A 23786-nucleotide genomic window follows, 5' to 3' on the forward strand; every position below is an offset into this window, starting at 1 on the left:
CGGAGAACGCGACGCCTCCCCACCAGCACGGGAAGCGGACCACGACCTCGCAGGTGGGACTGCGGATCAGCCGCAGTTGGCCTGCTTCTCCTCTTCGGTCATCGGGCGCGTCGACTGCGTGACCGTGCCGCCTTGGTCGTCGGCCGGACCGCTGGCTTCGAAGTCGTTCACGTACCAGATGTAGTGGTCGTAGAACTTGTCCTCGAAGTGGAGCTCGTAGGTCCCCTTGGCCTTCTGCATCTTCGCGCCGTGGTAGACCTGCCCGACCTCACCGGGACGCACCGTGATGAAGGTGGTCTGCGACTCGGTGTGCTCGGAACGCCACTCGTGGCCGTAGGTGGCCTTGAAGGTCACCTTGAAGACTTCACCGAAACTGGTGCTCATCGACAGCCCCACGCTGTTGCTCTCCGCGGTGCTGTCCGACCACGCCACGTTCATCATCTGCTCCTTGTCGGTGCAGTTGAAGACCGGAGCGCCCACCCCCTCGGAGGTGTTCTGGTAGTGCTCCACCTCTCCCTCGGGGTGGAACACGCAGCTGTCGGTGCCGTTGTCGCACTTCTCCAGCAGTTCTCGAACCGTGGGCTCGTCGGCCGCCGAGGCGGGCGGGGCCAACAGCAGAGCCGCCCCGAGCACCGACACGCAGCTCACCGCAATGCGCTTCATACTCGCGTTCCTCTCGATCACGTTCCCCCATCACCGGACACCCCCGCGTTCACACCCCGGGCGCACGCGCCCGGACGCCGGCCCCGAACTCGGCACCGGCACACCGCACCACCCGGCAGCCGGGCCCTTGAACCACCGCCGTGACCGGAGATCCGCACCCGCACGGCGAACTCCGATCGCGATCAGCAGCCCGGCCCCCGCCCCACCGGAGGCCGGACCACCGCCCCGACCGGACCACCGCTCGGTTCCACGGACCCGGGATTCCCTCGGTGATCGGAAGGCGGTTCACCGCGGTGACCCGTTCCCGCCCACCACGACAGGAGGTCCTGGCTCCCACAGCGGCCGACAGCCCACTCCCGGGACCAGAGGCCTGGAGCACCTCAGGATCGGGCGCCGAGTCACCCGCGAACCGACGGTCCGGACAACCGCCGGAGATCGGACCACCGCCCACCGAGGGCGGACACCCGTCCCGATCGGTCCTCCCGACCACGGCCCGCGTCCAAGGACCCGGGTCACCGCGGTGATCGGAAGGCGGGCAACCGCGGTGACCGGACCCCCGGGCTCTCACGGCAACCCGGACTCCGTGGCCAGGTGTTCCGCCACCACCGCCGGGCCAGATGTTCGAGTCGCCCAAGCGGACCCGGGTCACCACGGCGACCGGAACCCGTGCCCCACCACCGGAACCGGCGACCGGTGCACCGCTCGGTGCGGGGTCAGACTGCGGTCGCCGGTCCCGGGGCCGGAACACAGCAGGACCGGAGGGTGGGTCGTTGCGGTGTTCCGGGACGTCGCCCGGTCACCGGCGGTGGGGTCACGGGCAGGCGTCTACTTCTTCCTGGGTCATGTCCCGCGTGTGCTGGCTGACCGCGGTCGAGGAGTCCTCGGCGGGGCCGGTGACCTCGAAGTCGTTGACGTACCAGATGTAGTGGTCGTGGAACTTGTCCTCGAAGTGCAACTCGTAGGTGCCGCGCACCTTCTGCATCTGCGCGGCGCGCTCGACCCAGCCGACCTGGTGCGAGCGGGTGTCGACGAAGGTCGTCTGCGACTCGGTGTGCGACTCCTCCCAGGTGTGCTCGAAAGTCTGCTCGTAGCTGACGGCGAAGACCTTCCCGAAGCCCGCCTCGGTGGTCATCGCCAGACCGACGCTGTTGCTCTGCGAGGTGGTGTCCGACCAGCTCACGTTGTGCCGCTGGTCGTCAGGCGTGCAGTTGTAGACCGGGTCGCCGACCTGCTTCGCGTCGGCGGTGAAGTACTCGGGCTCGCCCGCCGGGTGGAACACGCAGCTGTCGGTGCCGTTGTCGCACTTCTCCAGCAGCTCGCGCACCGTCGGCTCGTCCGCCGCGCTGACGCCCCGGGCGCTGATGGCGCCGGCGTCCTCGGCGTTGGCGGTGGCGGGCACCGCGAGTGCGCCGATCACGCTCGCCGAGGCCACCACAGTGCGGATCGTTCGTGCGTGCATCGCGACATCCCCTCAGCTCAGGCCGACCGACTGGGTGCGGTCGTTCATCATCGAACCGACGTCGGGCGTGTTCTCCTTGAAGGGCCCGTCGCGCTCACCGCCCAGGTCGGGCTCCGGGTACAGCCAGATCCAGCAGCCGCCCCACGGCTGCACCGAGGAGACGACGTCCTTCCAGTCGTCGGGCAGGTTGATCTGGAAGTTGACGACACCGTCCTTCTCGCACATCTCGGAGCCGTAGACGGTGAAGCTGCTGCCGCCGTAGTCGGGATCGGTGAACAACGTCGCCTGGATGACGTCGCCCCGAGCGTCCCTGGGCTGCGCGGTGGCCTCGGCCAGCGTGCTGAAGCACCGCGTCTCGCCGGTGCTGGAGTGGTAGCGGCAGTGGGTGTCCGGCCGTGGGGATTGCCCGCCGGCCTGGGCCGCCGCCGCTCCCGGGACAACCGCGGCCAACACCGCGACGATCACCAGGACGGCACGCCGTCCCACCTGTCGTGGTCGCATACGCCGTCGTTCCTCCCTCGATTCGCCCACGCCGTCCGGGTGGAACGGCGAGAGCAAAGCTAAGGACTGCCGGAACGGCGGCACACCAACGAAAAGACGCTGGTCAGGCACACTTCCGCCTGAAGCTCTTCGGTGGATCGGCTTGGGCCGGTGGGAGGGTCCGGGATTCGCGCATCTCGCGGCCCGAGAACTCGCGATCCGGCTAAGTGAAGTGCCCAGCGTGGTTTCCCGAGCGCGCAGCGTATCGCGACTGGGAAGTTGTGGGAATCAGGAAGAAGGCGGAGTTCGGAATGGGAAAAGAAGAAGACCCGCCACCCCGGTGGGGTGGCGGGTCTTCGACTTGGAACTCGATCAGCGCTCGATCTTGGTGACCGAACCGCCGGCGGCGGTGATCTTCTCCTGAGCGCTGCCGGTGAAGGCGTGGGCGGTGACGTCGAGCTTGACGCCCTCCAGGTCCCCGTCGCCGAGGATCTTCACCAGCTCGTTCTTCTTGACCAGGCCCTTGGCGACCAGCTCGTCGAAGCCGACGGTGCCGCCTTCCGGGAACGCCTGGACGAGCTTGCCGAGGTTCACACCCTGGTACTCGGTGCGGAAGCGGTTCTTGAAGCCGCGGAGCTTCGGGAGCCGCATGTGGATCGGCATCTGCCCACCCTCGAAACGAGGGGAGACGTTCTTCCGGGCCTTGGTGCCCTTGGTACCCCGACCGGCGGTCTTGCCCTTGGAGGCCTCACCGCGGCCGACGCGGATCTTGTCGCGCTTGGCACCGGGGGCCGGACGCAGGTCGTGCAGTTTGATGACCATGTCAGTCGACCTCCTCGACCGTCACCAGGTGACGGACGGCATTGACCATGCCGCGCACGTTGGAGTCGTCCGGGCGAACCACGGACTGACGGATCTTGCGCAGGCCGAGGCTGCGCATGGTGTCGCGCTGGTTCTGCTTGGTGCCGACCAGCCCGCGCACCTGGGTGATCTTGAGCTGTGCCATGACGATCAGACCCCCTGCCCGGCGGCACGAGCGCGCATGATGAACGCCGGAGCGACATCTTCCAGCGGCAGGCCACGGCGAGCCGCGACCTCCTCCGGACGCTGCAGCTGCCTGAGCGCGTGCACCGTGGCCTTGACGATGTTGATCGGGTTGTCCGAGCCCAGCGACTTGCTCAGCACGTCGTGGATGCCGGCGCACTCCAGCACCGCGCGCACCGGGCCACCGGCGATGACACCGGTACCGGCGCTGGCCGGGCGCAGCAGCACGACGCCGGCGGCGTCCTCACCCTGCACCGGGTGCGTGATGGTGCCGCCCAGGCGCGGGACGCGGAAGAAGTTCTTCTTCGCCTCCTCGACACCCTTGGCGATGGCCGCGGGAACTTCCTTGGCCTTGCCGTAGCCGACACCGACCATGCCGTCACCGTCGCCGACGACGACGAGAGCGGTGAAGCTGAAGCGCCGACCACCCTTGACGACCTTCGCGACGCGGTTGATGGTCACGACACGTTCGAACTGCGGGGTCTTCTCTTGGGCCGCCCCGCCACGGCCGCCGTCGCGGCGGTCCCGGCGGTCCTTGCCGCCGGACTCCCCGCCTTCACGCCGAGTGCGTCCAGGCATCAGGCGTCCCTTCCAGTTTCGTTCTTACGCACTTGTCAGAACTCCAGTCCGCCGTCACGGGCGGCGTCGGCCAGTGCGGCCACGCGACCGTGGTAGGCGTTACCGCCGCGGTCGAACACGACCTTCTCGACACCGGCGTCCTTGGCACGGGCGGCGACGAGCTCGCCGACCTTGGTGGCCATGGCACTCTTGTCGCCCTCGAAGCCGCGGAGCTCGGACTCCAGGCTCGTGGCCGACGCGACGGTGTGGCCCTTGGTGTCGTCGATGACCTGCGCGGTGATGTTGCGCAGCGACCGGGTGACGACCAGACGCGGGCGCTCGGCGGTGCCCAGGATCTTCTTCCGGAGGCGCGTGTGACGCTTGGCGCGGGCGAGCCGACGCTTGGTCGAGATGTCCTTGCCAACCGGCTTGCGCTTGGTAGCTGTCTCGCTCATGGTCACTTACCCGTCTTTCCGACCTTGCGGCGGATGGTCTCACCCGCGTACCGGACACCCTTGCCCTTGTACGGGTCGGGCTTGCGCAGCTTGCGGATACGAGCCGCGATCTCGCCGACCAGCTGCTTGTCGATGCCCTTGACCGAGAGCTTGGTCGGGCCGTCGACCGCGAACTGGATGCCGTCCGGCGGCTCGATCACGATGGTGTGGCTGTAGCCGAGGGAGAACTCGAGGTTCGATCCCTTCTGCAGCACTCGGTAACCGACACCCGTGATCTCCAGGTCCTTCTGGAAACCCTGGCTCACGCCGATCACCATGTTGTTGACGAGAGTCCGGGTCAGCCCGTGCAGCGACCGGCTCTCCCGTTCGTCGTCGGGGCGCTTGACCAGCACCGCGCCATCCTCGTCCTTCTCGACGACGATCGGCTCGCGGACCTGGTGCGACAGCTCGCCCTTGGGGCCCTTCACGGTCACCGCCTGGCCGTCGACGCTCACCTCGACGCCGGAGGGGACGGTGATCGGCAGCTTTCCGATGCGCGACATAGCCGCTCGTCCTCCCTTACCAGACGTAGGCGAGGACTTCCCCGCCCACGCCCTTCTTCATGGCCTGCCGGTCGGTCAGGAGACCGCCGGAGGTCGAGATGATGGCGACGCCCAGACCACCGAGAACCTTCGGCAGGTTCGTGGACTTGGCGTAAACCCGCAGACCGGGCTTGGAGACCCGGCGCAGGCCCGCGATGCTCCGCTCGCGGTTCGGGCCGTACTTCAGCTCGACGACGAGGTTCTTGTGCGTGTCCCCGTCCTCGACGCGGGAGCCCGAGACGTAGCCCTCGCGCTTGAGGATCTCAGCGATGTTGGCCTTCAGCTTGGAGTGCGGCATCACGACCTCGTCGTGGTATGCCGAGTTCCCGTTGCGCAGACGCGTCAGCATGTCTGCGATCGGATCGGTCATCGTCATGACCAGCTCAACCTTTCTCGTCTGGTTCCGATGAGCCCGGACCGGACACACCCTGGCGGGCGGACGTCTGGACTCTGGCCTGGACGAAGTTCGGGGCCTCCCGCCGCGGTGACGGGGCCCTGTTCTAGTCGTGCACGAGCACGGCTCGCGTGCGGAGCGTGGGCATCAGCCCTGGTAGCGCCTGCTTCAGGGTAAAGGCCGCCGGACACCACCGGGCAACCGGCCCCGAAGCAGGCGGAAGCTCACCAGGAGGACTTGCTCACGCCGGGCAGCTCACCCGCGTGCGCCATGTCGCGGAAGCAGACGCGGCACAGCCCGAACTTGCGGAACACCGAACGCGGACGCCCGCACTTCTGGCAACGGGTGTAGCCGCGAACCTTGAACTTCGGCTTCTTGGCCGCCTTGATGACCAGCGCCTTCTTCGCCATCGCTCAGTTCTCCTTGAACGGGAAGCCCAGGTGCTTGAGCAGCGCCCGGCCCTCTTCATCGTTGGTGGCAGTGGTAACGACGGTGATGTCCATGCCCCGCGGACGGTCGATGCTGTCCGGGTCGATCTCGTGGAACATCGACTGCTCGTTGAGGCCGAACGTGTAGTTGCCCCTGCCGTCGAACTGCTTCGGCGAAAGACCGCGGAAGTCACGGATGCGCGGCAGCGCGATGGTGACCAGGCGGTCCAGGAACTCCCACATGCGGTCGCCGCGCAGGGTCACCCGCGCGCCGATCGGCATGCCCTCGCGCAGCTTGAACTGCGCGATGGACTTGCGGGCCCGACGAACCTCGGGCTTCTGGCCGGTGATGGCGGCGAGGTCGCGAACCGCGCCCTCGATCAGCTTGCTGTCCCGCGCGGCGTCGCCAACACCCATGTTGACCACGACCTTGACCGCACCCGGCACCTGCATGGGGTTGGAGTAGTTGAACTCCTCGTGCAGGGCCTGGCGGATCTCCTCGCGGTACCGGGTCTTGAGCCGGGGGACGATCTTCTCAGCAGTGGTCATGATCAGATGTCCTTACCGTTGCGGCGCGAGACGCGAACCTTCTTGCCGTCCTCGTCGATGCGGTGACCGACGCGGGTCGGCTTGCCGTCCGAGTCCACGACCATCACGTTGCTCACGTGGATCGGGGCTTCCTGGGTGACGATGCCACCGGACTGCGCGCCACGCTCGGTCCGGGAGACCTTGGTGTGCTTCTTGATCCGGTTGACGCCCTCGACCAGGACCCGCTGCTCCGCCGGCATGGCCTTGATGACCTTGCCCTTGGCGCCCTTGTCCTTACCGGAGATGACGACGACCGTGTCGCCCTTCTTGATCTTCATGATCACAACACCTCCGGCGCGAGCGAGATGATCTTCATGAACTTCTTGTCGCGCAGCTCTCGGGCCACCGGCCCGAAGATGCGGGTACCCCGCGGCTCGCCACCCGGCTTCACCAGGACGGCGGCGTTCTCGTCGAACCGGATGTAGGAACCATCCGCGCGACGCTTCTCCTTCTTCTGCCGGACGATGACGGCCTTGACCACATCGCCCTTCTTGACTCCGGAACCGGGGATGGCTTCCTTGACGGTCGCCACGATGATGTCCCCGAGGCCCGCGTAGCGCCGGCCCGACCCACCGAGGACACGGATCGTGAGGATCTCCTTGGCCCCGGTGTTGTCGGCGACGCGAAGTCGCGACTCCTGCTGGATCACGTCTGACTCCTGACCCTAAGTGCCCGAACCCTGTGCCCGGACACACTCTGGCGTGCCAAATTGCCGACCTGACACGCGCGGTCAACTTCCACGAGCGAAACGGCCGGCCGCTGATCTCGCCGGCGACCGGCCGGTTCGCCGTGTCGTTCCGAGCGACCACCTGCGCATGCAGGCCCACCCAGAACTTTGTTGATTACTTGGCCTTCTCGACGACCTCGACCAGCCGCCAGCGCTTGCGCGCCGACAGCGGACGGGTCTCCATCAGCAGCACCCGGTCGCCGACACCGGCCGTGTTGGCCTCGTCGTGCGCCTTGACCTTGGTGGTCTGCCGCATGACCTTGCCGTAGAGGGCGTGCTTCTTGCGGTCTTCCAGGGAGACCACGATCGTCTTGTTCATCTTGTCCGAGACGACGTAGCCCTCGCGCACCTTGCGGCTGTTGCGCTCCACGCCCTGTCCTTTCTCACTCATGCCGCGCCCTCCTCAGCGCCTTCGGGGTTAACCGTCAGGCCCAGTTCGCGCTCGCGCATGATGGTGTAGATCCGGGCGATGTCCTGGCGGACGACGCGCAGCCGCCGGTTGTTCTGCAGCTGACCCGTGGCCATCTGGAACCGGAGGTTGAACAGCTCTTCCTTCGATTCCTTCAGCCGCTGCACGAGCTCCTCGTTGTTCAGCTCGCGGAGCTCGGATGCGGTGACACCCGCTGCCATCAGAAGTCACCACCCTCGCGGGACACGATCTTGCACTTCATCGGGAGCTTGTGCGCCGCACGAGTCAGCGCCTCGATCGCCGTCTTCTCGTTCGGGAAGGTCAGCTCGAACATGATGCGTCCGGGCTTGACGTTGGCGACCCAGGACTCCGGCGAACCCTTACCGGAACCCTGACGGGTTTCGGCCGGCTTCTTGGTCAGCGGGCGGTCCGGGAAGATGTTGATCCACACCTTGCCGCCACGCTTGACGTGCCGGGTGATGGCGATACGGGCCGACTCGATCTGACGGTTGGTCACGTAGCCGTGCTCGATCGCCTGAATGCCGTACTCGCCGAAACTGATCCGGGTGCCACCCTTGGCGAATCCCTTGCGCTTCGGCGCGTGGCTCTTGCGCCACTTCACCCTGCGTGGGACGAGCACGTCTCAGCCCTCCGTCTTCTCTTCAGCCGGCGCAGCCTGCTGCTGCTCGCCCTCCGAGGCCTTGGCCTCGGCCTTGGCGGGCTTGTCAGCACCACCGCGCTCGCCACGATCCGCACCGCCACGGCGACGGCCACCGCGGTCACCACGGCCACCCCGCTCGTTGCGGTCGCCGCCGCGCGGCGGGCGAACCTCGGACTCCTGCTGCTTCTGCTTCAGGCCACCGACCAGCTCGCCCTTGTAGATCCACACCTTGACGCCGATGCGCCCGAAGGTGGTGCGGGCCTCGAAGAAGCCGTAGTCGATGTCCGCACGCAGCGTGTGCAGCGGAACGCGACCCTCGCGGTAGAACTCCGAGCGCGACATCTCCGCGCCGCCCAGACGGCCGCCGCACTGCACCCGGATGCCCTTGACCTGCGGCGAGCGCATGGCCGACTGGATGGCCTTGCGCATCGCACGCCGGAAGGACACGCGGTTGGACAGCTGCTCGGCCACACCCTGTGCGACGAGCTGGGCGTCCGCCTCGGGGTTCTTGACCTCGAGGATGTTGAGCTGGACCTGCTTGCCGGTCAGCTTCTCGAGGGAACCGCGGATGCGGTCCGCCTCGGCACCACGACGGCCGATGACGATGCCCGGCCGGGCGGTGTGGATGTCCACGCGGACGCGCTCACGGGTGCGCTCGATCTCCACCTTCGAGATCCCAGCGCGCTCCATTCCGCGAGACAGCTGCCGGCGGATCTTGACGTCTTCCGCGACGTACTCCGAGTACTGCTTGTCGGCGTACCAGCGAGACTTCCAGTCCGTGGTGATGCCGAGTCGGAAGCCGTGCGGGTTGATCTTCTGACCCACTACCGGGCACTCCCCTTCTGGCTCTTTCGGGACTTGGTCGCCGCAGCGGGACGAGATTCGACCTCGACCGTGATGTGGCTGGTCCGCTTCCGGATCCGGTACGCACGGCCCTGCGCGCGCGGCCGGAACCGCTTCAACGTCGGACCCTCGTCCACGTACGCGTGGCTCACGACCAGCGTCTCGGGATCGAGGGAAAGGTTGTTCTCCGCGTTGGCGATCGCACTGGCGAGCACCTTCGACACCGGACCGCTGGCGGTCTGCGGCGCGAACTGGAGCACGGCCAGGGCATCGCTGGCGCTCCGGCCCTTGATGAGCTCGACCACGCGGCGCGCCTTCATAGGCGAGACGCGGACGAACCGGGCCCGCGCCACTGCGCGCGGGGATTCCGCGACAGTGGAGTCGGAACGGGCTGTCATCCTGCTACCCCTTGCTCTTACTCGTTCGTGTCACAGACCCGCTCAGCGGCGGCGCGACTTCCGGTCGTCCTTGACGTGGCCCTTGAAAGTGCGGGTCGGGGCGAACTCGCCCAGCTTGTGCCCGACCATCGCTTCGGTGATGAACACCGGGACGTGCTTGCGGCCGTCGTGCACCGCGAAGGTGTGACCCAGCATGTCCGGGATGATCGTCGACCGGCGGGACCAGGTCTTGATCACGGTCTTCTTGCCCGACTCGTTGAGCGCGTCCACCTTCTTGAGCAGGTGGTCGTCCACGAACGGGCCCTTCTTCAGGCTGCGTGGCATGTTTTCTTACCTCCCTGCTCAGCGCTTCTTGCCGGTGCGACGGCGGCGGACGATGAGCTTGTCACTCGGCTTGCGGAGACGGGTACGACCCTCCGGCTTGCCGCTCGGGTTGACCGGGTGGCGACCACCGGAAGTCTTGCCCTCACCACCACCGTGCGGGTGGTCCACCGGGTTCATGACGACACCGCGGACGGTCGGGCGCTTGCCCTTCCACCGCATCCGGCCGGCCTTGCCCCAGCTGATGTTGGCGTGCTCCGAGTTGCCGACCTCGCCGACGGTGGCCCGGCAGCGCGCGTCCACGTTGCGGATCTCGCCCGAAGGCATCCGCAGCTGGGCGTACGGACCGTCCTTGGCCACCAGCTGCACCCGGGCACCGGCCGAACGAGCGATCTTCGCGCCCTGACCAGGGCGGAGCTCGATCGCGTGGATCACGGTACCGGTGGGGATGTTGCGCAGCGGCAGGTTGTTGCCCGGCTTGATGTCGGCCCGAGCGCCGGCCTCGATCGAGTCACCCTGCTTCACACCGTTCGGCGCGACGATGTAGCGCTTCTCGCCGTCGGCGTAGTGCAGGAGCGCGATCCGAGCGCTGCGGTTCGGGTCGTACTCGATGTGCGCGACCTTGGCCGGCACACCGTCCTTGTCGTTGCGGCGGAAGTCGATCAGGCGGTAGGCCCGCTTGTGACCGCCACCCTTGTGCCGCGTGGTGATCTTGCCTTGAGCGTTGCGCCCCGCCTTGCGGTTCAGCGGAACGATCAGCGACTTCTCCGGCTCCGTCCGGGTGATCTCGGCGAAGTCGGACACGCTCGAGCCACGACGGCCAGGCGTCGTCGGCTTGTGCTTGCGAATGCCCATTTCTAAAGAAACCTCGTCCTAATCAGCACCGTCAGGCGGCCGGACCACCGAAGATCTCGATCGCCTTGCTCTCCGGCGTCAGGGTGACGATCGCGCGCTTGGTGTCCTTGCGCTTGCCGAACCCGGTGCGGGTCCGCTTGCGCTTGCCAGAGCGGTTGATCGTGTTGACGCTGGCGACCTTGACGTCGAAGATCTGCTCGATGGCGATCTTGATTTCGGTCTTGTTCGAGCGCGGGTCCACCAAGAAGGTGTACTGCGACTGCTCCAGCAGCCCGTAGCTCTTCTCGGAGATCACCGGCTTGAGGATGATGTCCCGGGGGTCGGCGCTCACTGCTCTGCCTCCTCAGCGGAAGAAGCGGCGGCCTTGACCGACCGGCCCTTGGCCGGGCCTGCGACGAAGCGGTCGTAGGCGGCCTTGGTGAACACCACGTCGTCGCTGTTGAGCACGTCGTAGGTGTTCAGCTGACCCGGGTCGATCAGGTGCACGTTCTCAAGGTTCCGCAGGCTCAACCACGAGTTCTGCTCGTCGTGGCGGTCGAGAACGACCAGAACCTTCTTGGCCTCGGTCCAGTTCCGCAGCGCGGTCCTGGCCGACTTGGTGGACGGCTTCTCACCGTCGACGACGCCGGTGACCACGTGCAGCTGGCCGGCGCGAACCCGGTCGGAGAGGGCACCGCGCAGGGCGGCCTTCACCATCTTCTTCGGGGTCCGCTGGGTGTAGTCCCGCGGCTGCGGACCGTGGACGGTCCCACCACCGGCGAACTGGGGCGCACGGATCGAGCCCTGGCGGGCGTTGCCGGTGCCCTTCTGCCGGTACGGCTTCTTGCCGCCGCCGGAGACCTGGCCGCGGGTCTTCGTGGCGTGCGTGCCCTGGCGGGACGCGGCCATCTGGGCCACGACGACCTGGTGCATCAGCGCCACGTTCGCCTGCGCGTCGAAAATCTCGGCCGGCAGGTCGACGGTGCCGTCGGTCTTGCCGTCCGGGGTACGGACGTCGAGCGTCAAGCTCATCACGCACCACCCTTCGCGGGGCTCTTCACCAGCACCAGGCCGCCCTTGGGGCCGGGCACGGCGCCCTTGATCAGCAGCAGGCCGTTGTCGCCCTCGACCTTGTGCACCTTCAGGTTCTGCGTGGTGACGCGGCTGGAACCCATCCGCCCCGCCATGCGCATGCCCTTGAACACGCGACCGGGGGTCGCGCAGCCGCCGATCGAACCCGGCTTGCGGTGCACGGCCTGAGCACCGTGGCTCATCGGCTGGCGGTGGAAACCGTGCCGCTTGATGGTGCCCGCGAAGCCCTTGCCCTTGCTGGTGCCGACCACGTCGACCACCGCGCCCGCCTCGAAGAGGTCCGCGCTGATCTCCTGGCCGAGCTCGTACTCACCGGCGTCCGCGGTGCGCAGCTCGACGACGTGACGGCGCGGGGTGACACCGGCCTTGGTGAAGTGGCCGCTGCGCGGCTTGTTCACCCGGCGGGGGTCGATGGCGCCGAACGCCAGCTGCACGGCCGAGTAGCCGTCCTTCTCAGTGGTCCGGATCTGGGTGATCACGTTCGGCCCGGCCTGCACGACGGTGACCGGGACAACCCGGTTCTTGTCGTCGAAGACCTGGGTCATGCCGAGCTTCGTGCCCAGAATCCCCTTGATCTGCCTGTCAGACATTGGTCTCGTTCTCTCCGCTACCTCGTCGCCGTGCCTTACTGGATGTTCACGTCGACGCTGGCCGGCAGGTCGATGCGCATCAACGCGTCGACCGTCTTCGGCGTCGGTTCGAGGATGTCGATGAGCCGCTTGTGCGTCCGCATCTCGAAGTGCTCCCGCGAGTCCTTGTACTTGTGCGGGGAGCGGATGACGCAGTAGACGTTCTTCTCAGTGGGCAGCGGCACCGGCCCGACGACCCGAGCGCCGGTGCGCGTCACGGTCTCGACGATCTTGCGTGCGGACGCGTCGATCGCCTCGTGGTCGTAGGCCTTGAGCCGGATGCGGATCTTCTGTCCCGCCATGGTGGCTTGCCGTTCCTCTAGTCTCGTGCCGCGGTTAGGTACATGGGTGCAGGGCGCACCCATGGGTGCCCCTCACGGCCCTCAGCTTGGTGTCGTCCCCGATACCGGGAGCCGTCACAGCTCTCAGTCCGCCCCTGTTCAGGTGTCTAGGTGCCCGGTACACGCGGTCGGGCGTGTCGCCCAGCTGCCGCACACCGGTCCCCTCGAACTTCGCCGATGGGGTGGGCCCGGAGGCCCGTACACCTTTCTTGTGCCCTGCTCGGCCGACCGAGCGGCCGTGGGATCGGAATCCGAGTGAGAACGGAGCCGAACACCGAACAAGGGCGCGAGGCCCTCGCACCAAGGCGGCCGGAGCTTCATCGCGGCTAGCTGGACCGGAGCACCGGTCCGTGGCCTGAGTTCCGACCGCCCTGAACGAGCAACCCGTACAGGATGGCACATGCCCTGCACCACCCGGAAATCGGGGGTCGTTCTGCGGGACCGAGGTCACGCAGAACATGAGAGGACCCGCTTCCCGAGCGGAAAGCGGGTCCTCGTCACATCACTTGTTGATCTTCGTGACCCGACCGGCGCCGACGGTGCGGCCACCCTCGCGGATCGCGAAGCGCAGACCCTCGTCCATCGCGATGGGCTGGATCAGCTGGACCGACATCTCGGTGTTGTCGCCCGGCATGACCATCTCGGTGCCCTCGGGCAGGGTCACAACGCCGGTCACGTCCGTGGTCCGGAAGTAGAACTGCGGACGGTAGTTGTTGAAGAACGGCGTGTGACGGCCACCCTCGTCCTTGGACAGGATGTAGACCTGCGCCTCGAACTCGGTGTGCGGGGTGGTGGTGCCCGGCTTCACGACGACCATGCCGCGCTCGACCTCTTCGCGCTTGATACCGCGAATCAGCAGACCGACGTTGTCGCCCGCCTGGCCCTCGTCGAGGAGCTTGCGGAACATCTCGACACCGGTGACGGTGGTCTTGAGCGGCTTCTCCTTGATGCCGACCAGTTCCACCTCCTCATTCACCTTGATGACACCGCGCTCGACGCGGCCGGTGATGACGGTGCCGCGGCCGGTGATCGAGAAGACGTCCTCGACCGGCATCAGGAACGGCTTGTCGGTGGCGCGCACCGGGTCCGGCACGTTCTCGTCGACAGCGTCCATCAGCTCGACGATCTTGTTGGCCCACTCCTCGTCGCCCTCCAGCGCCTTCAGCGCGGAGACGCGGACGACCGGCACGTCGTCACCCGGGAACTCCTGGGACGACAGCAGCTCGCGGACCTCCATCTCGACGAGCTCGAGGATCTCCTCGTCGTCGACCATGTCGGACTTGTTCAGCGCGACCAGGATGTACGGGACGCCGACCTGGCGAGCCAGCAGCACGTGCTCGCGGGTCTGCGGCATCGGGCCGTCGGTCGCGGCGACCACCAGGATCGCACCGTCCATCTGGGCGGCACCGGTGATCATGTTCTTCACGTAGTCAGCGTGACCCGGAGCGTCGACGTGAGCGTAGTGACGCTTCTCCGTCTGGTACTCGACGTGCGCGATCTGAATGGTGATGCCGCGCTCTTTTTCCTCCGGCGCCTTGTCGATCTCGTCGAACGGCGTGAAGGGGTTCAGCTCCGGGTACTTCTGGTGCAGAACCTTGGTGATGGCTGCGGTGAGCGTGGTCTTGCCGTGGTCAACGTGACCGATGGTCCCGATGTTGACGTGCGGCTTGTCCCTCTCGAACTTCGCCTTCGCCACTGGATTGTCCTCCTGGACTTGTTTACTTTCCGCCGTACGACTTGTTGTGCCAGGCGGAGTCCTGTCGGGTAGGTGGCGAGCGGACCGCTCCCGTAGCGGTCGCGGCCTGCTCGCCGCCGTCTGGAGGGGATTGCTCCCCGGTCGCCTTCGCGAGGCGTCGCCTCGTGGCCGGCCCCGTCACCCGGGGCCGACCAGCGGGTCACTCGCCCGTTGCCTTGGCGATGATCTCCTTAGCCACACCGGCCGGAACCTCGGCGTAGGAGTCGAACACCATCGAGTAGTTGGCACGACCCTGGGTCTTCGACCGCAGGTCGCCGACGTACCCGAACATCTCGGACAGCGGCACGAGAGCCTTGACGACGCGGGTACCGCTGCGCTCCTCCATGGCCTGGATGTGACCACGGCGGGAGTTCAGGTCACCGATGACCTCGCCCATGTAGTCCTCGGGCGTGGTCACCTCGACCGCCATCATCGGTTCGAGCAGCGCCGGAGACGCCTTGGCGGCGGCTTCCTTGAGCGCCATCGAACCGGCGACCTTGAAGGCCATTTCCGAGGAGTCGACCTCGTGGTACTGGCCGTCGAGCAAGGTCACCTTCACGCCGACCAGCGGGTAGCCGGCCAGAACGCCGTACTGCATGGCGTCCTGCGCACCCTGGTCGACCGACGGGATGTACTCCCGCGGGATCCGACCGCCCGTGACCTTGTTGACGAACTCGTAGGTCGCGCTGTCGGACGTCTGCTCGATCGGGTCGAGCCGGATGATCACGCGTGCGAACTGACCGGAACCACCGGTCTGCTTCTTGTGCGTGAACTCGTACTTCTCGATCGTCTTGCGAATCGTCTCGCGGTAGGCCACCTGCGGCTTACCGATGTTCGCCTCGACCTTGAAGTCGCTCTTCATGCGGTTGACCAGCACCTCGAGGTGCAGCTCACCCATGCCCTTGATGATGGTCTGACCGGTCTCGTCGTCCAGGTTGACCTGGAACGTCGGGTCCTCCTCGGCGAGCTTCTGGATCGCCGTGGAGAGCTTCTCCTGGTCGGCCTTCGTCTTGGGCTCGATGGCCACCTCGATGACCGGCGCCGGGAACGTCATCGACTCGAGGACGATCGGGTTCGCGGAGTCGCTCAGGGTGTCACCGGTGGTGGTCTCCTTGAGACCGATCACCGCGTAGATGTGACCGGCCTGGATCTCCTCGACCGGGTTCTCCTTGTTGGAGTGCATCTGGAACATCTTCCCGATGCGCTCCTTGCGGCCCTTGGTCGAGTTGATGACCTGAGCACCGGAAGCGACCTTGCCGGAGTAGACCCGGATGTAGGTCAGCTTGCCGAAGAACGGGTGCACCGCGACCTTCGAGACCAGCGCGGAGAACGGCTCCTGCGTGCTCGGCTTGCGCTCCGCCGGGGTCTCCCCGTCGGGCAGGGTCCCCTGCACCGGCGGGACGTCGAGCGGCGAGGGCAGGTAGTCGACGACCGCGTCGAGCATGGGCTGGACGCCCTTGTTCTTGAACGCGGTACCGCAGATGACCGGGAACGCCTCGCGGTCGATCGTGATCTTGCGGATGCCGTCCTTGATCTGCTGCTCGGTCAGCTCCTCGCCGCTGAAGTAGGCCTCCATGAGGGCCTCATCAGTCTCGGCGACGGCCTCGACGAGCTTCTCCCGGTACTCGGCGGCCTTCTCGGCCAGCTCCGCCGGGATGTCCTCGACCTCGTAGTCGGTGCCCTTCTGGACCTCGCCGCGCCAGGTCAGCGCCTTCATCTGGACCAGGTCGACAACGCCCTGGAAGTCGGACTCCACACCGATCGGGAGCTGCAGGACCAGCGGCTTGGCGTGCAGCCGGTCCTCGATGGTGCTCACGGTGTAGTAGAAGTCCGCACCCAGCTTGTCCATCTTGTTGACGAAGCAGATGCGCGGAACCTCGTACTTGTCCGCCTGGCGCCAGACCTGCTCGGACTGGGGCTCAACACCTTCCTTGCCGTCGAACACCGCGACCGCGCCGTCGAGGACGCGCAGCGAGCGCTCCACCTCGACGGTGAAGTCGACGTGGCCCGGGGTGTCGATGATGTTGATCTGGGTGTCGCCCCAGAAGGTGGTGGTAGCAGCCGAGGTGATCGTGATACCCCGCTTCTGCTCCTCTTCCATCCAGTCCATCTGAGACGCGCCGTCGTGCGTCTCACCGAGCTTGTGCGTGATCCCGGTGTAGTACAGAACGCGCTCGGTCGTGGTGGTCTTGCCCGCATCGATGTGGGCCATGATGCCGATGTTGCGGACCTTGGTCAGGTCAGTCAGCACGTCGCGTGCCACGAGATTCTTCCCCGTTCCCTAACAGCAGGTGCAAGTCGCGGTGACAGGTGCAAAGCTGTCGAATCGGTTCGGCTGGCGGGCAAGACCCACCAGATGTCACCAGCGGTAGTGCGCGAAGGCCTTGTTGGACTCCGCCATCTTGTGCGTGTCTTCGCGCTTCTTGACGCTCGCACCGAGACCGTTGCTCGCGTCCAGCAGCTCGTTCATCAGGCGATCGACCATGGTCTTCTCGCGGCGCTGCCGGGAGTAGCTGACCAGCCAGCGCAGCGCGAGGGTGGTGGACCGGCCGGCCCGCACCTCGATCGGCACCTGGTAGGTCGCGCCACCCACGCGGCGGCTGCGGACCTCCAGGGTCGGCTTGACGTTGTCCAGGGCACGCTTGAGCGTGACGACCGGGTCGGTGCCGGTCTTCTCCCGGCAGCCTTCCAGAGCCGCGTACACGATCCTCTCGGCCAGCGAACGCTTGCCGTCGACGAGGACCTTGTTCACCAGCTGCGTGACCAGCGGCGAGCCGTACACGGGATCAGCGTGCAGCGGCCGCTTCGGGGCCGGACCCTTGCGGGGCATCAGCTCTTCTCCTTCTTCGCGCCGTAGCGGCTGCGAGCCTGCTTGCGGTTCTTCACACCCTGGGTGTCAGCGGAACCGCGGATGATCTTGTAGCGCACGCCGGGAAGGTCCTTCACACGGCCGCCACGAACGAGCACGATCGAGTGCTCCTGCAGGTTGTGGCCCTCACCCGGGATGTAGGCCGTGACCTCGATGCCGCTGGTCAGCTTGACACGAGCGACCTTGCGCAGGGCCGAGTTGGGCTTCTTCGGGGTGGTCGTGTACACGCGGGTGCACACGCCACGCCGCTGCGGGCTCCCCTTGAGCGCCGCGGTCTTGGTCTTCGCGACCTTGTCCTGGCGGCCCTTACGGACCAGCTGCTGGATGGTGGGCATGGACCGGCTTTCTGTCAGCGTTCGCGTCTTTTAGGTACTCGACCAAGCAGCCGCTCGTTCGAGCTTCGGCGTGCCCTGGGCGTCGAGCACCTGTCAGGCACTGTGTTTCGGGACTCCCCCGCACACGAGGTCGGGCGTGTCGCCCGCTCCTCGGCCCTCGCAACGCCTGTTCCGGCCGGAACCGAGAACGACCCCAGAGGGTTTTCGGAGGAGTTCCACACATCCTCGGCGCTGCCGCGGCCCTCCGCTCGGGCGGCCGCGTCATGCACGGGCATGCGGATCGACCCGATTGGCGTCGGGTCCGATAAACAAAGATACCCGCCCCGTTCTCAGAGGGTCAAAACGGGGGTCCCCTTGACCTGCTCGATCACCCGGCGCGGTCAAGCGCCACCGATGAGGTGCGAGCTCGCGTCAACTTCTCGCCGACATCGTACCCCCGGTGACAAGACCTCTCGCCAGCCGAGAACGGGGTGTCCACGCGGGACACCCCGCACGGCTGATCAGGCCTCGGCCAGCCAGCCGTCCGCGACGAGCACCTCCAGGCTGTGCGGCAGCAGGTAGGCGGTGCCGCCTCCGACCTGGCCGTGGTCGGGCTTGGCGATGCCGGCGATCACGTCGAACGGTTGCACCACCCGGTAGCGGCGGTACGGCCCCGGCTCCCGGCCCGGCGGCAGGCTCCGCTGCGGGATCGTGGTGCCCGCGACGAAGGCGGTGTTGCCGGTCGGCTCGCCGAAGCGGTCGATCTCCCCGCCGGCCTGGAGCACCACGAGGAACTTCTGGTCGTAGGACGACAGCGGCGGCTCGCCGGCCATCTCCGGCCACGGGCACTCGAAGTCCTGCAGCGGTTCGTCCGGCTCCCGCAGGTAGCGCTCGCGCTCGACGGTCATCGCGCCGATCAGGAAGGAACCCGCGGTCCAGGCATCGGGGAAGCGGTGCTTGGGGTTCGGCCGCCCGTCGTGGGCCTCCACCGCCCACCAGCCGTCCGGTTCGGGACGCATGCTCCACCCGCCACCGACCGGCTGGTCGAAGCTGTAGAAGCGGCTGCTCACGCCCTGCGCCGCGAGGTGCGCGCCGACCGCGGTGAACGCCTCCTCCGGCCGCCGCGCCAGCAACGAGGCCGGGTCGGCCGACAAGATCAGCGCCTTGGCCTCGGCGGAGCGAGCGTCGGCGACCGTGCTCGGCGCCAGGTAGCGGGACCGGCGGATGTGGTCGAGGAACTCCGGCGGCGGCGCGATGTCGTGTTCCTCCAGGTAGTAGGCCACCGCCAGCGGCCACACCCACACGCCGTCGGTGTGGAACTGCTTGGGCACCTCGGGGCGGCGCTGCGGATCGAGCTCGTCGGCGTCGGTGGACATCGCCGAGAGCACGATCTCGCCGCCGTTGAGGTAGTTGAAGACCTCGCGCTTCTCGATCCACGGCACCGCCGGGCGGAACGCCCGGGGCCGGCCCTGCGCGTCGCGGCCGTCGAACAGCGGCACCACCCGCACCGGCCCGGTCGCGCCGTCGGGAGAGGTCACCTCGTTGACGAAGTGGTCCCAGGCCGGCCCCAACAGCCACTGCTCGGGGTTGCGGCGCGGGTAGAGGCGCAGTTCGTCGAGGTGCGCCCGGCCGTCTTCCGGCGGGTTCTGCCACTGCGGTTCCCCGGAGGAGGTTCGCAGCTCGCCGCCGGAGAACACCGCCGTGGTCCACCCGCCGGCGTCCGGCGTGTAGCCGACGTCGCGGAGCCTGCGCAGCAGGTCGACGACCTCATCACCGGCGTCCGTCTCGTAGCGGGTCCCGAGGGCGGTGCAGCGGACCTCCGCCGCGCCCACGAGCGCGCGCAGTTCCTGCAGCAGCTGCTCCCACTGCGCGGAGCGGTCCGGGAACGCGCCGAACGCGGCCGGCGCGGGGAACGGCGGGTGCACCGGCAACGGGTCGCCCTGCCTGACCTGGGTCACCGGCCCCCCTCAGCGGTGTCGGTGGGGCCCACCCCGTCGAGGCGGCGGCGCGGCGCCGGCTTCGGCGAGGGGAACCCGCCCGACTCCGCACCGACGGTCGCCGGTTCGGCCGACCACTGCGGCCGGACCGGGTAGCGCTCGTTCCAGTCCTGGTCGGAGGGCGGGTCGATGGCCGCGCGACCGGGCTGGAACCCGCCGCGGCCGAATTCGGCGACGCAGTCCAGGGCCATCTGCTCGACGACGTCGCGCAGCTCCAGCTCCGCCAGCCAGTCCAGCGGGAGGGCGCCCACGCCGTGCAGCGCGCCGACGATGTTCCCGCAGATCGCGGCGGTGGAATCGCTGTCACCGTCGTGGTGCACGGCGATCTTCAGCGCCAGCTCCGCGTCCTCACCGGCGACCAGCGCCGCGCACACCGCGATGGCCACGGCCTGCTCGCCGACCCAGCCACCGCCGAGGACCTCGGCGACGTGCTCGGGCGTCGGCACGCCCTCGGCCGCCAGGTCCACCGCGGCCTTGAGCGCCTCGGTGGTCTCCTCGTGGTCGTCCCAGGTCTCCAGGACCTGCAGCGCCAGCCACACGCCGTCGTCGAGGCTGCGCCCGAGCAGCGCCTGCTGGACGATCACCGCCAGCGCGCCCGCCGAGTGGTAGCCGGCCGGGTGGCTGTGGGTGAGCGCCGCGGTGCGGGCCGCGAGCTCGAACACCTCGGCCGGGTCGGTGGAGGTCAGCGCGACCGGCGCGGCGCGCATCGCGCCGCCGCAGCCCTTCGACTCGTTGATCTTCTCGGTGAAGGACCCGGCCGGGGCGCCGTCGCCGAAGGCGCTCAGCGCTCGGAAGATGGTCTTGCCGGGTGCGCGGGTGCTGAACAGCCCGGGGACCTCGATGAGCCAGCCGTCCGGGAGCGGGTGGTCGGCGAGGAAGGGACCGGCCGCGGCCTCCCACTCGACGCCCTGGGTGTGCAGCCAGCGCTGGTAGGCCAGCTGCACCTCGGGCAGCGGGTCCTCGGCGGCGAGCAGGCGCGCTGCGACGCTGCCGCGGATCAAGCCCTCGGCGGTGAACAGCGTCATCTGGGTGTCGTCGGTGAGCGCACCGTGCACGCCGTAGGCCTCGCGCAGCCCGCTGGGGCCGGCGGGGCCGAAGCGCTCGGTGATCTGCGCGGCGGAGGAGAACTCCAGGTCCGCGCCCAGCGCGTCACCGAGGGCGCCGCCGAGGAAGCAGCCCAGCACCCGCTCGGTCAGCGACGGCGCAGCATCGCCGGGGCCCTCGCTCTTGGCGTGCACGCGGCGACCGCCTGTGACGGGAAGGGCCTCGGTGACCTGCGGTTCTTCAGGCTCGACCGCCTCGGAATCGATCGCCTCGGGCTGCTCGCCGACCTCGGCTGCGTCCGCCTCGGCTGCCGGCTCGGCGGCGTCGAGCTCAGCCGCGTCGAACTCGCGCTCTTCCGGCTCGGCGGCGTGGGGTTCGGTTGCTTCTGCCTCGGGCGTGAAGGGCTCGAAGGTCGCCGCGTCGACGGCGTGCGGCTCGATGGCGAGCTCGGGGGAGTCCTCGGGCTCGTCGTCCTCGTGGTCGTCAGCCTCCGGCTCGACGGCGTGAAACTCGGGGACGTCCTCGAGTTGGGCGTCCTCGTAGTCCGCCTCCGGGTCGACGACCTGCGGATCGGCAACTTCCGCGACTTCGGCTTCCCCGGACTCCGCTTCCTCGTGCCCGGCGGCCTCCACCGGCTCGACGGCTTCCGGCCCGGCCTCTTCGGTTTCGACACCCCCCGTCGGGTCGCCGTCAGCTCCGAAGGCGTCGGACTCGACGGCCTCCACCGGCTCGACCACTTCCGACTTGGCCTCCTCGGACTCGACGTCCTCGGACTCGACGACGTCGGCTCGGAAGAAGGGGACGGGCTCGGCGGCCTCGGGTTCATCGGCGGTCTCGACCAGCTCTTCGGCGACCGGGTCAGCCTCAGGCGCTACCGGCTCCGCATCGACCTGCTCGGGCTCGACCGGCTCGGCATCAGCCTGCTCTGCATCGGCCTGGCCGCCGTCGGCCTGCCCCACCTCGACCTGGTCGGCGTCGGCCTCCGGTTCGAACGACGGGAGCTGCGCCGCGGCGGGCAGCACGTCCGGCTCCGGGGTCAGGTCGATCGGTGCCGACCCGGTCTCGGCGTCTGCGAAGCGGAGCTCCGGATCGGAGTCGCGGGTGAAGCGGGCGTCCGGTTCCGGCTCGTTGTCGTCGCGCTCGCGGACAGCGATCAGGTCCAGGGGCGAGCCGATGCCGCTCACGTCCACCACGGTCGAGCCGGAGGACTCCTCGGTGTCCTGCACGGCCTCGACCGCCTGCGTCGTCTCCGCTTCGGACTCGGGCTCGGGTTCGAGGTCGACCCGCGGGGTCTCCAGCACCGGTGCGGGCTCTTCGACCTCCGGTTCCGGCTCCTCGACTTCACCGGGGTCGAGGTCGATCGGGGTGCGGGAGCGCGGTTCCAGGTCGACCGGGGCGTGCTCGGCTTCCACCTCGGGTTCGGACCCGATGGCGGCGAACACTGCGGTGGTCTCGGCCTCCTCGACCGGCTCGCGCCCTTCGGGCTGCTCGGTGCGGGCCGGGAACGTCGGCGCCCCGATCTGCGAGTCGAAGCGCGGGACCTCTTGCCTCGCAGCTGGTTTCGGAACGACCGGCGTGACCGGCGGTTCGGGCGCCACAGGTTGCGCAGCCTGCTGCGCGGACGTCGGTTCCGGAGCGACCGGCGGTTCGGGCGCCGTGGATCGCGCAGCCCGCGCTGCGGACGGCGGTTCCGGCGCAGGAGATGGCGCATCGGACTTGATCGCCGGCATCACCATGGTCTGCTCGGCGGAACCCTCCACGGTCTGCGAGGGCGCGGGCGAGATCTGCCGCGGGCCGGTCTGCGGTGGGCGGGTGTAGCGCTGCGCCCACTGCGGCGGTGGCGGCGGCGCGAACGCCTCGGTCGCGTCGCCGCACAGGGTCTCGATGACCTGCCGGAGTTCCAGTTCGTCCAGCCACTGCGCGGGGATCGCGGCGGGGCCGTGGAGGGCTCCGGCGAGCTGCCCGGCGAGCGCACCGGTAACGGCGCTGTCGGCGGAGTTGTTGACCGCGACCTGCACGGCGTCCGCGAAGGTGCGGGTGCTGCCGACGGCGGCGAGCGCGATCCCGAGCTCGCCGGGCTTGTCGGCCACGTCGAACTCGATGTCGATGTCCAGCGGACCTGGGGTCCCGCCGCGCTGACCGACGAACATGGCCGCGTGCACGGTCCGCCGCACGTCGGCGGGCACACCGGCCACGCGGTAGGCGGCGTTGAGCCGGCGCTGGTCGGAGTTGCTGACCGCCTCCCACAACGGCATGCCGCGGATGAGCTGCGCCAGCACGTCGGCGTGCAGACCGGCGGCGGCGATGGAGTTGGGACCGGAGGTGTAGAGGTTCGCGATGCTCGCGCCCGCCGAGTACACGCCTTCGGGCACGTTCGACCAGACCATCGCGGGGGCGGCCAGCACCGGGTAGTCGGCGGAACCGTCGCGCTCCACTGGCGGGTGCAGCCGGCCGTCGGGGCCGAGCGGGGACCGCGCGGCCATCCGGCCCAGCAACCCGAGCGCGTTGCCCGCCGGGTTGCGGGTGGAGTACAGCTCGCGGCGTTCCAGCAGCCAGCTGGTGGGCGCCGGCTCGCTCGACACGAAGGCCGCCATCGCGAACTCCCACGGAACGCCTTGGGTGTGCAGCCAGCGCAGGTGGTTGGCGAAGACGAACTCGGTCGGAGTGCCGGTGCAGCCCTCGGCCTTCGCGCGCAGCAGGCCTTCCAGGGTGAACACGGTCAGCTGGGTGAGGTCGGTGACGGCCCCGCGGCGCCCGTAGGCCGGGAGGTAGTCGACGACACCACGCGGCCCGAACCACTGCTGCAGCTCGGCGGTCGAGGTGTGCCGGACGCCGGCACCGAGGGCATCGCCCACGGCACCGCCCAGCAGCGCACCACGGAAACGATCGGCCCAGCTCAGCTGTCGTTGCGGGTCGGTCATC

Annotated in this window: 30 protein-coding genes; all 30 read right to left on the reverse strand. The window is 68.3% G+C overall.

Annotation, left to right across the window (positions count from 1 at the left end):
• Window positions 1-66: 66 nt before the first annotated feature.
• Window positions 67-663, reverse strand: a complete 597-nt coding sequence (locus EIL87_RS25135; RefSeq protein WP_125093044.1) for a hypothetical protein — start codon at window positions 661-663, stop codon at window positions 67-69.
• Window positions 664-1474: 811 nt separating this feature from the next.
• On the reverse strand, window positions 1475-2122 hold the full coding sequence (locus EIL87_RS25140; RefSeq protein WP_125093045.1) for a hypothetical protein: 648 nt from the start codon (window positions 2120-2122) through the stop codon (window positions 1475-1477).
• A 12-nt stretch (window positions 2123-2134) separates the two neighbouring features.
• Window positions 2135-2623, reverse strand: coding sequence for a hypothetical protein (locus tag EIL87_RS25145; RefSeq protein ID WP_125093046.1), 489 nt, complete (start codon window positions 2621-2623; stop codon window positions 2135-2137).
• Window positions 2624-2974: 351 nt separating this feature from the next.
• Entirely contained in the window at window positions 2975-3424 is a 450-nt protein-coding gene (gene rplO, locus EIL87_RS25150) for a 50S ribosomal protein L15 (protein ID WP_125093047.1), read from the reverse strand.
• Between the two features lies 1 nt (window position 3425).
• Entirely contained in the window at window positions 3426-3608 is a 183-nt protein-coding gene (gene rpmD, locus EIL87_RS25155) for a 50S ribosomal protein L30 (protein WP_093414171.1), read from the reverse strand.
• 5 nt (window positions 3609-3613) lie between these two features.
• Window positions 3614-4225, reverse strand: coding sequence for a 30S ribosomal protein S5 (rpsE, locus tag EIL87_RS25160; RefSeq protein ID WP_125093048.1), 612 nt, complete (start codon window positions 4223-4225; stop codon window positions 3614-3616).
• Between the two features lie 35 nt (window positions 4226-4260).
• The gene (rplR, locus tag EIL87_RS25165; protein WP_125093049.1) at window positions 4261-4659 is read right to left on the reverse strand and encodes a 50S ribosomal protein L18; all 399 of its coding nucleotides are present in this window, start codon (window positions 4657-4659) and stop codon (window positions 4261-4263) included.
• Between the two features lie 2 nt (window positions 4660-4661).
• The gene (gene rplF, locus EIL87_RS25170; RefSeq protein ID WP_125093050.1) at window positions 4662-5201 is read right to left on the reverse strand and encodes a 50S ribosomal protein L6; all 540 of its coding nucleotides are present in this window, start codon (window positions 5199-5201) and stop codon (window positions 4662-4664) included.
• A gap of 16 nt (window positions 5202-5217) precedes the next feature.
• Window positions 5218-5616 carry a 30S ribosomal protein S8 gene (rpsH, locus tag EIL87_RS25175; protein ID WP_125093051.1) on the reverse strand — a complete coding sequence of 133 codons (399 nt, stop codon included), beginning with the start codon at window positions 5614-5616 and terminating at the stop codon, window positions 5218-5220.
• 242 nt (window positions 5617-5858) lie between these two features.
• Window positions 5859-6044, reverse strand: a complete 186-nt coding sequence (locus EIL87_RS25180) for a type Z 30S ribosomal protein S14 (protein WP_125093052.1) — start codon at window positions 6042-6044, stop codon at window positions 5859-5861.
• Window positions 6045-6047: 3 nt separating this feature from the next.
• Complete coding sequence (gene rplE / locus EIL87_RS25185; RefSeq protein ID WP_125093053.1) at window positions 6048-6611, reverse strand: 50S ribosomal protein L5; 564 nt, start codon at window positions 6609-6611, stop codon at window positions 6048-6050.
• A 2-nt stretch (window positions 6612-6613) separates the two neighbouring features.
• On the reverse strand, window positions 6614-6928 hold the full coding sequence (rplX, locus tag EIL87_RS25190; RefSeq protein ID WP_125093054.1) for a 50S ribosomal protein L24: 315 nt from the start codon (window positions 6926-6928) through the stop codon (window positions 6614-6616).
• Between the two features lie 2 nt (window positions 6929-6930).
• Window positions 6931-7299, reverse strand: coding sequence for a 50S ribosomal protein L14 (gene rplN, locus EIL87_RS25195; RefSeq protein WP_125093055.1), 369 nt, complete (start codon window positions 7297-7299; stop codon window positions 6931-6933).
• Between the two features lie 193 nt (window positions 7300-7492).
• Entirely contained in the window at window positions 7493-7768 is a 276-nt protein-coding gene (gene rpsQ, locus EIL87_RS25200; RefSeq protein WP_125093056.1) for a 30S ribosomal protein S17, read from the reverse strand.
• The gene (gene rpmC / locus EIL87_RS25205) at window positions 7765-8007 is read right to left on the reverse strand and encodes a 50S ribosomal protein L29 (RefSeq protein WP_093414185.1); all 243 of its coding nucleotides are present in this window, start codon (window positions 8005-8007) and stop codon (window positions 7765-7767) included. Before rpmC ends, rpsQ begins: the two co-directional genes overlap by 4 nt.
• Window positions 8007-8426: a 50S ribosomal protein L16 gene (gene rplP, locus EIL87_RS25210; protein WP_093414186.1), complete on the reverse strand. Its 420-nt coding sequence runs from the start codon at window positions 8424-8426 to the stop codon at window positions 8007-8009. Before rplP ends, rpmC begins: the two co-directional genes overlap by 1 nt.
• Before the next feature lie 3 nt (window positions 8427-8429).
• Window positions 8430-9272 carry a 30S ribosomal protein S3 gene (gene rpsC / locus EIL87_RS25215; protein WP_125093057.1) on the reverse strand — a complete coding sequence of 281 codons (843 nt, stop codon included), beginning with the start codon at window positions 9270-9272 and terminating at the stop codon, window positions 8430-8432.
• Window positions 9272-9688, reverse strand: coding sequence for a 50S ribosomal protein L22 (gene rplV / locus EIL87_RS25220; RefSeq protein WP_125093058.1), 417 nt, complete (start codon window positions 9686-9688; stop codon window positions 9272-9274). The genes rpsC and rplV overlap by 1 nt, the downstream gene beginning before the upstream one ends.
• A 42-nt stretch (window positions 9689-9730) precedes the next feature.
• The gene (rpsS, locus tag EIL87_RS25225; protein WP_125093059.1) at window positions 9731-10012 is read right to left on the reverse strand and encodes a 30S ribosomal protein S19; all 282 of its coding nucleotides are present in this window, start codon (window positions 10010-10012) and stop codon (window positions 9731-9733) included.
• A gap of 18 nt (window positions 10013-10030) precedes the next feature.
• Window positions 10031-10864 (reverse strand): 50S ribosomal protein L2, encoded by an 834-nt coding sequence (gene rplB / locus EIL87_RS25230; protein WP_125093060.1) that lies wholly within the window; start codon window positions 10862-10864, stop codon window positions 10031-10033.
• A 31-nt stretch (window positions 10865-10895) separates the two neighbouring features.
• Complete coding sequence (gene rplW, locus EIL87_RS25235) at window positions 10896-11195, reverse strand: 50S ribosomal protein L23 (RefSeq protein ID WP_125093061.1); 300 nt, start codon at window positions 11193-11195, stop codon at window positions 10896-10898.
• Window positions 11192-11875 carry a 50S ribosomal protein L4 gene (gene rplD / locus EIL87_RS25240; protein WP_125093062.1) on the reverse strand — a complete coding sequence of 228 codons (684 nt, stop codon included), beginning with the start codon at window positions 11873-11875 and terminating at the stop codon, window positions 11192-11194. The genes rplW and rplD overlap by 4 nt, the downstream gene beginning before the upstream one ends.
• A complete protein-coding gene (gene rplC / locus EIL87_RS25245; RefSeq protein ID WP_125093063.1) occupies window positions 11875-12525 on the reverse strand; it encodes a 50S ribosomal protein L3 in 651 nt (216 codons plus the stop codon). Before rplC ends, rplD begins: the two co-directional genes overlap by 1 nt.
• Window positions 12526-12560: 35 nt before the next feature.
• Window positions 12561-12866 carry a 30S ribosomal protein S10 gene (rpsJ, locus tag EIL87_RS25250; protein ID WP_009948626.1) on the reverse strand — a complete coding sequence of 102 codons (306 nt, stop codon included), beginning with the start codon at window positions 12864-12866 and terminating at the stop codon, window positions 12561-12563.
• Window positions 12867-13407: 541 nt separating this feature from the next.
• Complete coding sequence (gene tuf, locus EIL87_RS25255) at window positions 13408-14601, reverse strand: elongation factor Tu (protein WP_125093064.1); 1194 nt, start codon at window positions 14599-14601, stop codon at window positions 13408-13410.
• Between the two features lie 199 nt (window positions 14602-14800).
• Window positions 14801-16903, reverse strand: a complete 2103-nt coding sequence (gene fusA, locus EIL87_RS25260) for an elongation factor G (RefSeq protein WP_125093065.1) — start codon at window positions 16901-16903, stop codon at window positions 14801-14803.
• Window positions 16904-16999: 96 nt separating this feature from the next.
• Window positions 17000-17470, reverse strand: coding sequence for a 30S ribosomal protein S7 (gene rpsG, locus EIL87_RS25265; protein ID WP_125093066.1), 471 nt, complete (start codon window positions 17468-17470; stop codon window positions 17000-17002).
• On the reverse strand, window positions 17470-17844 hold the full coding sequence (rpsL, locus tag EIL87_RS25270) for a 30S ribosomal protein S12 (RefSeq protein WP_009948619.1): 375 nt from the start codon (window positions 17842-17844) through the stop codon (window positions 17470-17472). Before rpsL ends, rpsG begins: the two co-directional genes overlap by 1 nt.
• Before the next feature lie 500 nt (window positions 17845-18344).
• A complete protein-coding gene (locus EIL87_RS25275; protein WP_125093067.1) occupies window positions 18345-19781 on the reverse strand; it encodes a TNT domain-containing protein in 1437 nt (478 codons plus the stop codon).
• Window positions 19778-23785 carry an ADP-ribosylglycohydrolase family protein gene (locus tag EIL87_RS25280; RefSeq protein ID WP_233576577.1) on the reverse strand — a complete coding sequence of 1336 codons (4008 nt, stop codon included), beginning with the start codon at window positions 23783-23785 and terminating at the stop codon, window positions 19778-19780. Before EIL87_RS25280 ends, EIL87_RS25275 begins: the two co-directional genes overlap by 4 nt.
• Between the last annotated feature and the right edge of the window lies 1 nt (window position 23786).

The organism is Saccharopolyspora rhizosphaerae (genome assembly GCF_003931915.1).
GTDB lineage: Bacteria > Actinomycetota > Actinomycetes > Mycobacteriales > Pseudonocardiaceae > Saccharopolyspora > Saccharopolyspora rhizosphaerae.